The organism is Alkalibacter saccharofermentans DSM 14828, from assembly GCF_900128885.1.
Lineage (GTDB): Bacteria > Bacillota > Clostridia > Eubacteriales > Alkalibacteraceae > Alkalibacter > Alkalibacter saccharofermentans.
In genome coordinates, this window is sequence record NZ_FQTU01000003.1 from 18,039 (window position 1) to 33,906 (window position 15,868).

At 40.2% G+C, this 15,868-nt stretch carries 12 protein-coding genes; all 12 read left to right on the top strand.

Translation table 11 applies throughout. The features are described 5' to 3' along the window. Positions 1 to 25: 25 nt before the first annotated feature. The 12 genes from ilvD to BUB93_RS03115 all read left to right on the top strand — a co-directional run bounded on the left by ilvD (position 26) and on the right by BUB93_RS03115 (position 15,665). Positions 26 to 1,741 (top strand): dihydroxy-acid dehydratase domain-containing protein, encoded by a 1,716-nt coding sequence (gene ilvD, locus BUB93_RS03060; RefSeq protein ID WP_143159050.1) that lies wholly within the window; start codon positions 26 to 28, stop codon positions 1,739 to 1,741. Between the two features lie 62 nt (positions 1,742 to 1,803). Continuing rightward, positions 1,804 to 3,204 (top strand): GntP family permease, encoded by a 1,401-nt coding sequence (locus tag BUB93_RS03065; protein WP_341465273.1) that lies wholly within the window; start codon positions 1,804 to 1,806, stop codon positions 3,202 to 3,204. A gap of 221 nt (positions 3,205 to 3,425) precedes the next feature. Continuing rightward, positions 3,426 to 4,466, top strand: a complete 1,041-nt coding sequence (locus BUB93_RS03070; RefSeq protein ID WP_073269613.1) for a zinc-binding dehydrogenase — start codon at positions 3,426 to 3,428, stop codon at positions 4,464 to 4,466. 19 nt (positions 4,467 to 4,485) lie between these two features. After that, positions 4,486 to 5,724: a RuBisCO large subunit C-terminal-like domain-containing protein gene (locus BUB93_RS03075; RefSeq protein ID WP_073269614.1), complete on the top strand. Its 1,239-nt coding sequence runs from the start codon at positions 4,486 to 4,488 to the stop codon at positions 5,722 to 5,724. A gap of 20 nt (positions 5,725 to 5,744) precedes the next feature. Beyond that, positions 5,745 to 6,770 carry a thiamine pyrophosphate-dependent dehydrogenase E1 component subunit alpha gene (locus tag BUB93_RS11405; protein ID WP_200789398.1) on the top strand — a complete coding sequence of 342 codons (1,026 nt, stop codon included), beginning with the start codon at positions 5,745 to 5,747 and terminating at the stop codon, positions 6,768 to 6,770. Next, on the top strand, positions 6,739 to 7,716 hold the full coding sequence (locus BUB93_RS11410; RefSeq protein ID WP_073269616.1) for an alpha-ketoacid dehydrogenase subunit beta: 978 nt from the start codon (positions 6,739 to 6,741) through the stop codon (positions 7,714 to 7,716). Before BUB93_RS11405 ends, BUB93_RS11410 begins: the two co-directional genes overlap by 32 nt. A gap of 12 nt (positions 7,717 to 7,728) precedes the next feature. Next, entirely contained in the window at positions 7,729 to 8,286 is a 558-nt protein-coding gene (locus tag BUB93_RS03090; RefSeq protein WP_073269617.1) for a PTS sugar transporter subunit IIA, read from the top strand. Between the two features lie 78 nt (positions 8,287 to 8,364). Then, positions 8,365 to 8,655 (top strand): PTS sugar transporter subunit IIB, encoded by a 291-nt coding sequence (locus tag BUB93_RS03095; RefSeq protein WP_073269618.1) that lies wholly within the window; start codon positions 8,365 to 8,367, stop codon positions 8,653 to 8,655. A 54-nt stretch (positions 8,656 to 8,709) separates the two neighbouring features. Continuing rightward, entirely contained in the window at positions 8,710 to 9,969 is a 1,260-nt protein-coding gene (locus tag BUB93_RS03100; RefSeq protein ID WP_073269619.1) for a PTS transporter subunit IIC, read from the top strand. Positions 9,970 to 10,060: 91 nt separating this feature from the next. Further along, positions 10,061 to 11,221: a dihydrolipoamide acetyltransferase family protein gene (locus BUB93_RS03105; protein WP_073269620.1), complete on the top strand. Its 1,161-nt coding sequence runs from the start codon at positions 10,061 to 10,063 to the stop codon at positions 11,219 to 11,221. 36 nt (positions 11,222 to 11,257) lie between these two features. Then, the gene (gene lpdA / locus BUB93_RS03110; protein ID WP_084116896.1) at positions 11,258 to 12,655 is read left to right on the top strand and encodes a dihydrolipoyl dehydrogenase; all 1,398 of its coding nucleotides are present in this window, start codon (positions 11,258 to 11,260) and stop codon (positions 12,653 to 12,655) included. A gap of 28 nt (positions 12,656 to 12,683) precedes the next feature. Next, positions 12,684 to 15,665 (top strand): sigma 54-interacting transcriptional regulator, encoded by a 2,982-nt coding sequence (locus BUB93_RS03115; RefSeq protein WP_073269621.1) that lies wholly within the window; start codon positions 12,684 to 12,686, stop codon positions 15,663 to 15,665. Positions 15,666 to 15,868 lie beyond the last annotated feature (203 nt).

Genomic DNA, 15,868 nt, shown 5'->3' on the forward strand with positions numbered 1-15,868 from the left:
AGTGTAGAGGAGATTGGATATGAAGTTGAATAGTCAAAAGACTAGAGAATTAGCTCCGGAAATGGATCCGCTAAGAATGGGCATGGGGTGGACCTTAGAAGATTTGGAAAAACCTCAGATTATCGTAGAGAGTACATTTGGAGACAGTCACCCTGGAAGCGCACACTTGATGCCCTTTGTTGAGCAAGCAGTAAAAGCCATAAATTATGAAGGAGCAAAAGCTGCTAGATATTTTACCACTGATATTTGCGACGGGATGGCTCAAGGCCACGATGGTATAAATTATTCATTAGTGTCAAGGGATATGATTGCCAACATGATTGAAATACATGTAAACGCTACTACTTTCGATGGAGGAGTATTCATTTGCAGCTGCGATAAAGGCGTTCCGGCGCATTTGATGGGAATTGGAAGAGTAAACATACCGTCAATAATAGTAACTGGCGGAGTTATGAATGCTGGACCGGATTTATTGACATTGGAGCAGATCGGCATGTACAGCGCCTTGGAACAAAGAGGAGAGATAACCAAAGAAAAACTGACATATTACAAGCATAACGCCTGTCCATCATGCGGTGCATGTTCATTTATGGGAACAGCTGCTACCATGCAGGTAATGGCGGAAGCGCTCGGATTGATGCTTCCAGGAAGCGCTCTTATGCCGGCAACATGCGAGGATTTAAATAAAGTTGCATACGAAGCGGGAGTTAAAGTTGTCGAACTAGCAAAAAAAGGATTGAAAGCTTCAGATATCGTAACTAGAAAATCCTTTGAAAACGCTATTATGGTTCATGCTGCAATCTCTGGATCTTCCAATACCCTTTTACATATACCTGCTATAGCGCATGAATTTGGAATAGATATCGACTCGGAAACTTTCGATGAAATGCACAAGAATGCACATTATTTATTAGATATAAGGCCGACGGGAAAATGGCCGGCAGAGTATTTTTATTATGCTGGTGGTGTTCCTCGAATAATGGAAGAAATAAAGGAAATGCTTCACCTAGATGTTATGACAGTGACAGGAAAAACGCTGGGGGAGAATCTTGAAGATTTAAAAAATAACGGATTTTATGAAAAATGTGACGAGTATCTAAAAGAACGTGGCATAGAGCGCGAAGATATAATACGTAAATTCGACAACCCAATAGGTAAAGATGGAACTATAGCGATACTAAAAGGAAACCTAGCCCCTGAAGGCGCTGTCGTTAAGCATTCAGCAGTACCAAAAAAAATGCACAAGGCCATCCTAAGGGCGAGACCATTTGATTCCGAGGAAGAAGCACTAAATGCGGTTATTAAAAAGATGATCAATCCCGGTGATGCGGTTTTTATTAGATATGAGGGTCCAAAAGGAAGTGGAATGCCTGAGATGTTTTATACTACAGAAGCTATATCTTCCGATGAAGAACTAAGCAGCAGCATAGCACTGATAACAGATGGTAGATTTTCTGGTGCTTCCCGTGGACCGGCCATTGGCCATGTATCTCCAGAAGCAGCAGAAGGGGGACCTATAGCTTTGGTTGAAGAGAATGATCTTATAGAAATAGATATAAAAAAAAGAAAACTTAACATCGTTGGCATTGGCGGAGAACGCAAAGATGAAGATGAAGTAAGAAGAGTTTTAGAAGACAGGAAAAAGCTATGGAAAAGTAAAGGCGAAAAGTATGACAAAGGAGTTCTAAGGTTCTATGCAAAACATGCAGTATCCCCGATGAAAGGAGGATACATGGATTAAGGACAGGGATGTGTTGTAGAGGATCGTAAAATAAAACTTTGAAATTATAAGGAGGATTTTTTGTGCAGACATTATTAACTTTTTTTAACGGAAACATGTTGCTTACTTCTGAGGCAGTCCAAGTGGCTAGCGGAGGGAGATTGGTGGCTGCTGCTTTAATAGGTTTGGCGGTCTTGTTGATACTTATAATTAAAGCAAAACTACAACCAGTATTGGCAATACTAGTTAGTGCGATATCAATAGGCCTTATAGCTGGGATGCCCTACAGTGCGATAATAGACTCAATCGGAAACGGTATCGGCAGCACATTGCGAGGAATAGCACTTTTGGTTGGTCTTGGATCCATGTTTGGAGCAATATTAGAAATCTCGGGTGGAGCTCAGAGAATAGCAGTCACGATGGTTGACAAGCTGGGAGAAAATAAAGCAGCCTGGGCACTTGGTCTGACAGGTCTAATAATTGCGATGCCGGTTTTTTTCGATGCCGGTTTGATAATACTTATCCCTTTGGCGTTTAGTCTTGCCAAAAGGACAAAAAAATCTACTCTTACATATGCCATACCTCTTTTGGCTGGATTAGCGGTTGGACACGCATTTATACCTCCGACACCTGGACCTATTTTGGTAGCCAATCTACTTGGAGTTGAATTAGGTTATGTTATAGCTGTTGGTGCAGTGGTAGGTACTATATCGATGATTGTTGCGGGTCCGATATTCGGTAAATTTATAGGAAACAAAATATATGCGCCTATACCTGAAAATGTTGAAGAGATGATGGAGCATGACAATAATAAAATGCCTGGTTTTTTTACGGTGGTCAGTATAATTCTTATACCGTTGGTTCTAATATTACTTAACACAGCTTCGAAGGCCATGCCATCGATGTCTTCTGTACAACCGTTTTTCGCATTTATAGGAGAGCCTTTTATAGCACTTACGATTGCAACGATTGTCGCCATGGTGATTCTTGGTATAAAACATGGTTATTCTAGAGACGAGCTTGAAAAAATCATGACAAAATCTCTATCTCCAACTGGAATGATTCTCCTGGTTACGGCTTGTGGTGGTGTTTTAAGATTTATTCTTGCGGATTCAGGGCTTGGCGATGTTATCGGATCAGCAGTATCATCAAGTGCATTGCCAATGGTGGTAGTTGCATTCGTAATTGCTGGATTGATTAGGATATCAATAGGTTCTGCCACTGTTTCAATGACCATGGCAGCCGGGATCGTTGCGGCAATGCCTGAGATTGCAAACTATTCGCCACTGTATTTGGCTTGTGTCACTGCTGCTATAGCAGGTGGAGCTACTATCATGAGTCATTTCAATGACTCGGGTTTCTGGTTGGTTAAATCACTGCTTCAAATTGATGAAAAAACTACTTTGAAATCTTGGACTGTAATGGAAACGATAGTGGGTACAGTAGGATTTTTATGTGCATTGATTATCTCTTTTTTCGCGTAGGATTACAATTTAACAAATAGGGTCATTTACATATTTGACCGGTTTAACATTTTAGGATAAATCCAAAATTGTTAAACCGGTTTTTTTGATGCGCGAAATTTCGTTTTAAAACCCTTTAGAACAAAGGTTTTAAAAGATTCACTTATTTGATTTTAAAGTTGGCACGCATATTGCAAGTTATTATTAGCATAAAGTTAAAATACGAAAATGAGGTGAAGGGTTTGAATGCAGCGGTATTGATGGGACCATCAGAAATTGTTTACAAGCAAGTTCCAGATCCGGTTTGCCCGGATGATGGAGTCTTGTTGAAAATCGAAGCCTGTGGAATATGTGGCTCGGATTTGAGAACTTATGAAGGAGGTTCGTCAAATAAAATTTATCCGTCGATCATAGGCCATGAGTTTGCGGGAGTCATAGTAGAATCAAATAATTCGGATTATGCTAAGGGGATGGCGCTTACGGTAGCACCTATGATACCTTGTGGAGAATGTTGGTGCTGCGTGAGTGGGATGCAAAATTTGTGTGAAAACATGAGAGAAATCGGATTAGCTACCGGAATACCTGGAGGATTTGCGGAGTACATCGCCTTATCTGGAGATATATTAAAAAAAGGATGCATAAATGTAGTCGATGAGGGAGTAGATCATACACATTCTGTTATATCCGAGACTGCATCATCGGTGCTTAGCGCACATGAAAACGCAAACCTTGTAATGGAGGATTTGGTTGTGGTTATCGGTGCTGGAACAATTGGGCTTTTGCACTCAGAAATAGCAAAAATAAGAGGCTGTAAAGAGACGATGGTTATTGAAATGAATGAAGAGAAAGTCAAGTTGGCAGAAGAAAGAGGATTTGAAGGACTATATAATTTCAATAGCGGCAGCGAAGAACTTAAAAAGTTGATAATGGATAAGACAAAAGGCAGAGGCGCAGATGTGGTTATTACCGCTTGCCCGGCAGGACAGGCTCAAACGGACGCTATCCAACTAGTTAGGAAAAGAGGAAAGGTTATTTTCTTCGGGGGCATAGCCAAAGGTCAGACACCTCCCATAGATACAAACAGGATTCATTACAATGAAATAAATATATATGGTGCTTCGGCCTACACTCCTATGACAAATAGGAAAGCTTATGAGCTGATCAGTTCAGGGCGAATTAAAGCCGGTAAATACATAACCCATGAATATGCACTTAAAGACATAGAAAAAGGATTCAAAGACATGAAGGCAGGAAAAATGATAAAAGGTATAGTAATACCTTAATTATGAGGAGGATTATTTTATGAAAATGGAAACTATGACATTACCGGAGCACATAGGCGATGATTATCTGATAGCTACGTATTATATGAATTCTGATTCAGAGCCGGACTTATATGAATGGGCGAAGCTTGTAGCTGCAGATCAAAGTGCCGGCACCTGGACCCATGTAGAAGGCGAGACGCCTGAAGTTGTAGAAAAGTATGGATGCAAGATAGTCGGTGTATATACCATGTCTACGGAAAATGCTTGTCTAGCTAGAATAGCATTCCCGACTGCAAACTTCCCAAATAACACGCCTATGATAATGAGCACCGTGGCGGGAAACGTTTTGGGGCAAAACGGCATCAGGCTTGTAGACATAGAGTTCCCAAAACCGGTTTTGGATGACCTGCCGGGACCTTTGGTAGGGATATCCGGCATGAGGGAGATGTTGGGGGTTTATGATAGACCGTTGATTGGCGCGATTCTAAAGCCTTGCCTGGGTGTAGAACCTGAAGTCAGCGCCTTAGGAGCACAGAAGGCAGCAGCCGGCGGCGTGGACGTCATCAAAGATGATGAATTGCTAAGCGATCCTGAATATTCACCGATGATAAAACGAGTAAGTACGGTCATGAAATATCTAAAGGATATCGGTAAAGACAAGTCAACGCTATATTGTATCAATATAACCGGAGAGAATCTCTTTGACAGGGCTAGAAGGGCGATAGACGCAGGTGCCAATTCTATAATGGTAAACTACCAGGCACTTGGCTGGGGGGCGACAGAAGATCTTACAAGGGCTTTGGCTAGAGAGGGCATAAAGATACCAATATTTGGACACTGTGCAGGGATGGGAGCTTACTATAAATCAAAGACAACCGGAATAGGAACTGCTCTGGGAGTTGGCAAGATGGCTAGATTGATTGGAATGGATATGGCCCTTGTGTATCCGGATAGCGGCAGATTTGGGATTTCTACAAACGAGCTGGTAGAGACCCACAACGCATGCATAGCAGGAATGGGCTCAATCAAAAAATCCTTTGCAACTTTGGCAGGGGGAGTTCATCCCGGCACCGTAAAGTATCTGATGGATCTTTTGGGTGATGACACGATGCTTATGTCAGGAGGAGGAATCTACGGACATCCTCAGGGAGCCACTGCAGGTGCCAAAGCCATCGGCCAAGCAATTGAGGCTGTTAAGGCAGGGATTTCAATAGATGACGCTGCAAAAGCCCATGAAGAATTGGATGCTGCAATTAAATTCTGGGGCAAGGCATAAGAGAGGAAGGAGGACTACTTTTGAGTATAAATATTACGTCTGAAACATACTGCAATCTTTATCGTTCGATGAAAATGATCAGGTATTTTGAAGAAGCGATTGAAAGCCTGTATAGAAAAAATATGATAAGAGGTTCTGCTCATCTTTATATAGGAGAGGAAGCAATAGCATCTGGAATATGCGAGGTTCTTGATAAAGAAGACTATATTCTTTCAACGCACAGAGGACACGGACATTCCATAGCAAAAGGACTTAATCCGAATTTCATGATGGCTGAACTTTTAGGAAAAAAGCACGGTTACTGCAAAGGAAAAGGCGGATCTATGCATATAGGGGACAGCAAAGAAGGGATACTTTGTTCTAACGGAATTGTAGGAGGAGGAATGCCCATATCCGTAGGAGCAGGCTTGGCTGTAAAACTTAATAAAAAAGACAATGTCATAGTATGCTTCTTCGGTGATGGGGCCATATGTCAAGGTAACTTTCATGAAAGTCTAAATATGGCGGCAGTCTGGAATCTGCCAATTATATTTGTATGCGAAAACAACCAGTGGGCAATTTCCACAAACACTAAAGACACCGTTGCAGCAAAAGACATCGCAGCATTAGCAAGAGCATATGGAATGAAGGCAGTGTCAATAGACGGAAACGATGTAAATGAGGTCTATAAGACGGCTGTTGAAATGCGTGAAGATGTCATTAAGGGCAACGGACCTGTATTCATCGAAGCAAAAACATATAGACTTTCCGGTCACTATGCCGGTGACTCAGAAGTATATAGAACTAAAGAAGAAATCAAGGATGCCTGGAAAGACGAGCCCATAGCGGTATTTGAAAAATGGATATCAGAAAACAAGCAGGAGCTTGTGGAAGAGTTGAAAAAGATAGATGAAGAGTGCAAAGGGATTATGGAGGAAGCAGTAGAGTTTGCATTGAATGACAGCGACCCGGACCTAAGCACGGCAACAGAGGATATGTTCGTGTACGGCAGCGCTTGGGAAAGGAGGGACATAAATGAGAACAATTTCGGTCAGACAGGCAATTAATGAAGCTATAAACGAAGAGATGGACAGAGACAGCAGCGTAATACTGATTGGCGAGGATATAGCTCAATATGGGGGGTCGCTTAAAGTAACTGGTGGTTTATATGACAAATTTGGCCCGGACAGAATCAGGAACACGCCTTTGTCAGAGTCGGCAATTGTAGGTACGGCTATAGGATCATCAATGCTGGGAATAAGGACAATAGCAGAGATAACGTATTTTGATTTCATAGGCGTATCTATGGATCAGATTATGAACCAAGCCGCAAAGTGGCAGTATATGACAGGAGGAAGAGTAAATCTCCCACTGGTATTAAGAACCCAAGGGGGAGGATATAGAGGCAACGGATCTCAGCATTCTCAAAGCTTAGAAGCTGTATTCACCCATATTCCCGGCCTGGTAGTAGTAATGCCCTCTTCGCCCTTCGACTTCAAAGGACTTCTTAAAAGCGCAATAAGAGACAACAACCCGGTACTGTTCATAGAGCACAAGATGATCTATAATGTTAAGGGTAAAGTTCCCGAGGAAGAGTATACCATACCTTTTGGTTGCGCCGATATCAAGCGCGAAGGAAAAGACTTAACTGTAGTAGCCACATCGTATATGGTGAAAATGGTAATGGACTTGGCAGACGAGTTAGAAGAAAAAGGAATTAGCATAGAAGTTATCGATCCCAGAACCTTGGTTCCCTTTGATTTTGAAACTATCAAAAAATCAGTAGAGAAAACCCACAGGCTGGTTGTTGTAAACGAAGCTCACAACACTTGCAGCTTTGCAAGAGAAATATCTGCCAGAGTTATGGAAGAGATGTTTACAGAGCTAGATGCACCTGTTTTAACTGTCGGTGCCCTGGATGTACCCATTCCTTATGCCCAGAATCTTGAGGAATACGTGCTTCCAAGCAAAGAAAGAATTGCCGATTGCATCAAAAAGGCAATGGAATACTAAGGAGAAATATCTATGACAGTTTATGGGGAAGCGACAAAGGAGGTTATATCACAGATGGCAGTGCATAAGGAAAATAAGGAAAAAGTGCATAATATGAGTGGCGAAAACTCGTTGGAAATTCTCTGTATGTTTTCAAAGGCACTCGACAAATATGAATTGATTAAGCAGATGTCAAAGATGCTGACTGACAGAAAAATGGTGGACAAGAATTATGGGGAATTTGTAATTGAAAGAGAAGAGATGTTTCCGACAGGAATATTTTGCCAACCTGTGTCTATTGCGATTCCTCATAGCGAAAAAGGAGAAATATATCATTCAAGTATAGTTGTAACTAAGCTTCTTAAGCCGATTGCATTTAAAAGAATGGATTGTCCGCAAGAAGACGTAGAAGTAAAAATAGTTGTCATGTTGGCTGTAAATAGAAATGAAGAGCAGCTTAAAATGTTGGTCAAGTTGATGAAGATAGTACAAAATTCAGAACTGATGAATAAGCTCAGCAATTCAAAAGACTGTCAAGAATTAGAGAAGTTAATTAGGGATGAACTGAATAAAAGTGATGAAGAAGAATAAAAATTGTATTTAAGTCTATGTTGAACTTAAGGCGCCTAAGTTTAATATATAAGAAATTATTTTAAGGGGGAGCTTTTAATGGCTAAAAAAAGAATTATCGTCGTATGTGGAGCAGGTTTTGCTACTTCAACTGCAGGTGAAGACGAAGTTAAAAAAATTGTCAAAGAACTAAAAATAGAAGCAGAAATACTTAAAAAACGTGTTGTGGAGCTTAAAACCGCAACTTCTATGGGGGGAGCCGATCTGTACGTGCTGATGACTCCGACAACTGTTAAATTAAACGGTCCGTCAGTCAACGGCGTTGCGTTTATATCGGGAGTAGGAAAGCAAGAAGTAATTGAACAAATAAAGCAAATTTTAAGCGAATGAGGTAAGATCTGATTTAGTATTAGAATGAACAATTAAATAAATGGGAGGTTTGAAATGCAAACGTTTAACTCGATATTCATGTGGATAACTGGATTAGGTGGCGGAGGAATACTGATGGTTGCCCTATTCATACTAGGTGTAGTCTTTAAAGTAGGAATCGGGAAAGCTGCTAGATCAGCAATAACTTCGGCAGTAGGTTTTACAGGATTGTTCTTGGTAGTTGACATGTTGATAGCTGTAATGGGACCGGCAACAAGTGCGATGGTAGAAAGGTTTGGCTGGCAGCTTCAAATTGTTGACGTTGGTTGGGGGCTTATAGGTATGGCCTGGGGTTCGCCTGTTACAGGGTTTATAATAATAACAGCGATAGTTCTAAATATCGCTTTGCTCTTCATAGGTTTTACTAAAACCCTTATGATTGACTTTTGGAACTACTGGTCATTTGCAGCAGCTGGTGCGCTGGCGTATGGAGCGACAGAAAATGTTTGGTTCAGCGTATTGGTAGCAGCGATCTATATGGTCATCAGCTGGAAGGTTGCGGACATAGTTGCACCCAATTATCAAGAGTTTTATGGAATGCCCGGAGTATCTTGGCCAACAGGAGCAGTTATACCAACTGCAATGATTGGAATACCTGTTGTTAAACTAATTCAGAAGATTCCTGTCATCAAAGATATAAATGCAGATCCAGAGTCTATCCAAGATAGATTTGGAGTTTTGGGAGAACCGGTAATAATAGGAGCTTTTCTTGGAGTTCTAATAGGCATAATGGCTGGTTTTGGAGCTCAAACTGTAATAACTATGGGCATACAGATGGCTGCAGTATTGGTTTTAACACCTAGGATGATCGCTGTATTGATGGAAGGCTTGTTAACGATTTCAGGAGCGGCATCAGAGTTTACTCAAAAGTATATGAAGGGCAGAAAAATTTGGATCGGTATCGATGCATCTACTATTTTGGGTCATCCTGCTACATTGTCATCAATCTTGATTTTGACACCGATTGTAACATTCATGTCTTTGATACCAGGAAATCAAATGCTGGCAGTAGCAAGCCTTGTCGCAATACCATGGTTTGTTATTCCAATGACGTCTTATGCTAAAGGAAATGTACTTCACATAGTCTTGTCTTGCATAGTGGTCTTTGCAGTATACTTCTGGTGTGCTACAGCATTGGCAGGAGCGCATACAAACATCGCGGTAATAACCGGGTTCCAATTGCCGGAAGGTGCTGAATTAATCGGAAGCTTGTCAGAAGGTGGAAATCCGATAACATGGATATTGGTTAAAATAGGTGAGATGCTAGGCCTATAGTATTAGTGGTGGGGATAGTTGCTGTAATGGCAGCTATTCCCATTTAATAAATTTGAAGCAGGCAGACTTGCTCAGAAAGGTGGAAGGCGGTATGGCTAAGATAATTGAGTTGCCTAAATTAGGCATGACGATGGATGAGGGTGCTATCGTTAAGTTGTACATAAAAGAAGGAGACGAAATTAATAAAGGGGACATTTTGTTTGATGTCGAAACCGATAAAGTAACGCAAGGGGTAGAAAGCGAAGAAAGTGGATTTGTATTAAAGATCTATATAGAAGAAGGCGAAACGGTACCCGTTGGTGAAAAGCTTCTGGCGGTAGGTGAAGAAGGCGAAGCGTTGGAAACTGAACAAGAGGCAGATGAAGAAAAAAAGGAAGAAGACAAAAAGGAAGAAAAAATCGAGCCCGAAGTGGTTAAACCGCATACCAGCGACGCTTCTAAATCTGACAGGGTTTCAATAGCTCCCAGGGCAAAGAAACTGGCATCTGATAAGAATATAGACTACAGCCAGATAAAAGGCAGCGGCAAAGACGGAATGATTACAGTTGAAGATATTGAAAAAAGCCTAGATTCAAATAAACCCATACAAGGATCAAAGTTGGAAGGGCAAAGGGCGATTATAGCAAAGCGATTGACTCAGAGCAATGTGGATAGACCACATATCTATCTGACGCGAAATGTAAATATGACAAAATGCATTGAAATGAAAAGCAAACTAGAAGTTAAAGCTACGATAACTGATTTCATCGTTTGGGGAATAGCCAAAGCTTTAAAGGAATTTCCTATGGTGAATGCATCTTTGGTAGATGATGTGATAAATATCAATGAATCTGTGAATGTCGGATTGGCAGTAGAGGGCAAAAACGGATTAGTTGTACCCGTAATAAAGGAAGCTGACAAAAAAGACATATCAGAGATTTCTAAAGAGCGCATGCGAATAGTCAACGAAGCTAAGGAAGGAGCTTTGAAGTTAGGTGATTTGGAAGGTGGAACATTTACGATCAGCAACCTGGGGATGCTCAATGTGGATCAGTTTACTTCAATAATAAATCCTCCCGAAAGCGGAATCTTGTCGGTAGGAAAAGCAAACAAGAAGCTGGTCGTTGATAAAGATGAATCGATAAAAATACAAGATATCGCTGTGATAACTCTAGCTGTAGATCATAGAATTATCGATGGTGCATATGCTGCAAGATTTTTTGATATGTTCAGTAAATCTATTGAAGAAAAATTAGACGAATTAGTTAAATAAACAAAGAAGATGCTATTGTTAAGGGTGTGAATGTAAATGATTGAAAAGAAACATATGGACTGTGACGTGGTGGTGTTGGGGGGCGGGCCTGGTGGATACGCTGCTGCAATCAGAGCAGCTCAGCTGGGTGCAAGTGTAATATTAGTTGAAAAACAACAAGTAGGGGGAACTTGCTTAAATAGAGGCTGCATTCCCACCAAGGTTTTGCTGCACGCTTCTAACGCTGTTGGCGCTTTAAAAAACTATGCTGAATTTGGGGTTAAGGCGTCTTTTGAAGGTTTTGATCTGCAACAACTTATGGATAAAAAAGATAAAACAGTGGACCAGCTTCGAAACGGCATAGGCTTTCTGCTGAAGAAAAACAAGGTCGCTTTACTTAAAGGAGAAGCGGTTCTTAGATCGAATGATCTTGTAACTGTAAACAATGATGAACATCTGGTTGAAATAAGTCCTAAAAAAATTATCATAGCAACAGGGTCAATTGCCAACAGGTTAAGCATTCCCGGTGGTACGGAATTTGCGGTAACTACTGACCAGCTTCAAAATATCGAGCAAATACCAGGGAGACTGCTTATAATCGGCGGAGGTGCAGTTGGAATTGAGTATGCTCAGATAATGTCGAATTTAGGTTCGAAGGTAATAATGGTAGAAATGAAAGATAGGCTGCTGCCGGAGATGGACACGGACATTTCGAAATTTATCGAAAAAAAATTCAAAGAGAAGAAAATTGAAGTTTACAAAAATACAAGTGTTTTAAGGCTTGAAAAAAAAGACAATGCAATTAATGTAACAATAAGTAAAGAGAGCAAAGAAGATGGAATAGAGACGGACGTTGTTTTGGATGCATCGGGAAGAATCGGCGATTTAAGCGTGTTAAACGGCAATTTAAGTATAATTAACACGAATAAATATAGTATAATCGTTAATGAAAAGATGGAGACATCCGATGAAAAGATTTATGCTATTGGAGATATTACCGGGGAATATAAACTTGCCCATGTGGCAACTCATGAAGGAATTGTTGCTGCTGAAAATTGCATGGGAAGCAGTCATGTCATGGAATATGACGCCATACCCTTTTGCGTGTACACAGAACCGGAGCTTGCCAGCGTAGGCGTGACAGATATAATGGCACAAAAAAACGGCATAAAAATAAAGCAAGGCAAGTTTTCTTTTATGGCTAGTGGGAAAGCGCATGCAATCGGTAAACCGGAGGGCTTTGTAAAGCTTATCATAGATGAGAAGACTGAAAAGATATTGGGCGTTCATATTGCAGGAGAGCGGGCAACGGACATCATATCCGAAGGTGTATTAGCTATACAGCAAAAAGCAAATGCCAGTGATTTGATGGAAGCAATAAATGCTCATCCAACAATAGCCGAGTCGATCAACGAAGCTGCTCAAATTGTTCTAGGTCAATCCATAAACACTTAGAGTATATGTGATTATTAGGAGGTTTAACGTGAAGGAAAAGTTACTTCAACTTATAGAGAATGAAGACAAGAAAAATCCGTACACGGATTCTCAGCTGTCAAAAATGCTGGGTATGACTAGAAGTAACGTAACGATACTTCGAAAAAAACTCAATATTGATGATTCCAGAATAAGAAGGATGGGATTGCTGGTGTCCGACATCAGTTCAATGATGAGATCCCAATCAAGCATAATTACTATAACAGAAAAACTGAAAGAAAAAGGGTACGAGATATCTAAAAATAGCGTAGCTCAAATTATCAGCGAACACAACTTAAGGGGAAACCTCCATGAAAACATTCAACCAAAAGTAAAGCAGGAAAGCACAAATTATGAAGAGGTCAGTGTCAAAAACAAGGGTAGCGGCAATGTATTTGAGTCTATAATTGGATGGAATGGAAGTCTTAGAAACAAAGTAGAGCAAGCAAAGGCAGCTGTTTTGTATCCGCCAAACGGCTTGCATACATTGATCATTGGTGCCACGGGCGTAGGGAAAAGTCATATGGCAGAAGTGATGCATAAGTTTGCATTGATAGTCAGGGACAAAAGGGCAGAGAGCTTGCCCTTTGTTGTGTTTAACTGTGCAGATTATTCCGAAAATCCTCAACTGCTTTTATCTCAATTGTTTGGATATGTAAAAGGCGCGTTTACAGGAGCAGTTGAAGACAAAGCAGGTCTGGTTGACAGCGCGTCAGGAGGGATACTGTTCTTAGATGAGGTACACAGGCTACCAAGTGAAGGTCAAGAAATATTATTCCAATTGATTGATAAAGGACATTATCGTAGGCTGGGAGATACCAATATAACAAGGCGAGCTGATGTGATGATAATAGCTGCCACATCAGAGGATATTGAAACGAATTTGTTGACTACCTTTCGAAGAAGAATCCCAATGGTTATTGAGCTGCCAAAGTTGGAAGAAAGAGATCTTGATGAAAAGTACGACATTATAATTAATTTTTTCAGAAATGAAGCGCAGAGAATCAAAAAACCGCTTTTAATAACAAGGAATGTCTTAAGGGATTTGTTGTTCTATAAATGCACAGGGAATATAGGTCAGTTAAGATCTGACGTTCAAGTTGTTTGTGCAAGAGGTCTTCTTTCATATATTACTACAGGGTCGACGGAAGAGGCAATAACCATAGACACCGAATTTTTGCCTTCTCACGTAATCCAGGATACTTCTTATAATAAGACAAGCAGAGCGGAAATAGAGCGAATAGTACACAGAGATATCACAATAGATATCGATTATGAAGATACTGAATTCAAAGCTCAAGAAAACTCAGCTTACGATTTCCAGGAAAACATCTATAAAGATATTGAAAATCAGTATATCTATTACAAAGAACAGGGATGCAAAGACGAAGATATCGAAGAGGTCATAAGTGAAAATCTAGAAAATAAAATCAAAGATATGATTGATATCATAAACGCTAATAAATATAAATACAAAAAGGTTGATATTGAAAGCATAGTTGGCAAGAAGGTTGTAGATACAGTTCAAAAGATGATGAAAATCGCACAGGAAGAAATTGATCACATCGATGATACTCTTTATTATTGCCTGGCAACCCATATAAATGCTACGATCAACAGAATTCGCAATGGACAGAAAATATTTAACCCCAAGCTTGATTACGTGAGAGATCACTACATAATAGAGTATGCTTTAGCAGAGAAAATGATAGAAGAAGTAAAAAATAACTATGCCATAGATATACCGGAAGAAGAGATAGCGTTTATTGCCATGTATATATCAAACTACACTAAAAATAGCGATAGAGCAACAAATAAGGTGGGCGTAGTAATAATGACCCATGGCAGCATTGCAAGTGGCATGGCGAATGTAGCCAATACATTGTTGGGCGTTGATCATGTGAGGTCTGTGGAGATGTCACTGGACGAAAAACCTGAAGAAGCTTTTGAACGGGCTTTAAATGCCGTGGTTGAAGCAGATAGCGGCAAAGGGGTATTGATACTCGTAGATATGGGCTCGCTTGAGACCTTTGGGAATAGGATTACCAGGAAAACCGGCGTGAGAACATTGACAGTTGGAAGAGTAGACACTTTGATGGCTTTAGATGCCACCAGGATGGCACTGCTTCCGGAGGCTAACCTTTCCTACATTTCGAAAGTACTTCAAGAAGATAAAATGATAATGGTGGGCGAAAACAATCAAGGAATAGATAGAATTAATAGCAAAAAAGAATCGATTGTTGTAACGATATGCTTCACTGGAGAAGGAATGGCAAAAACTCTTGGAGAAATGATAACCAAAGAGATCGAGTCTTTCGGTAAGAAGATTAAAGTGATATCAATGAGGCTGATCGATTCAAAAAAAATAGAAGAACGAATCAAAGAACTGAAAAACAAGTACAATTTATTGGCTATCGTAGGAACGGTAAACGTTTACGAACCGGGAGTCGCATTCGCTTATGCTTCAGATATTTTAAAGGAAGAAGGACTGAAGAGCTTCGCAGATGCTATCAGGCAAAAGATATACGATTTGGAATATGTTGATGATAGTGGCGTTGCAGAAAGCTTGTTTAAGGAAGAGATAATCTACATGAATAAAGAAATTGCCACTAAGGACGAAGCGATAAAATTCATGTGTTCGGACATGTTGATTAAAGGATATATAAATGAAAGCTATTTAGATGGCGTTTTGCAAAGGGAATCCATGTGTCCCACCTTCACGGAAAACTTGCTTGCAATCCCTCATGGTTACTGTGAAGATGTCATAAAGCCTGGAGTTGGAATAATGATTCCAAAAGACCCTGTGGATTGGGGTAACGGCAGATTCGTATCAATAATCCTACTATTGGCCCTTAATGATGAAGCAAAAGACGAATTCCAGTGGATATACAAGATTATAACAGACAGGGAAATAGTCAAAAAAATTAAAAATCAAAATAGTTCAAGAAAGATTGTCGAAATATTCAACAGCAAGCGAAAGGAATTCGTATGAGAAAAATCTGATACTATCAGGGATTGCCGCTACTATTGGTGGCGTGACATTATTGTTTAATTTAATGAATTCAGATAAAACAAAGAACAAAGAAATGCTGTAAATTTAATCAGCTCTTTGTTCTTTTTTGCGTCAAGAATAAGGTTGATTTACTTATTGACAGGGTATCATTGTAATGAAGTATTCTAAAAGATGTACTAGAA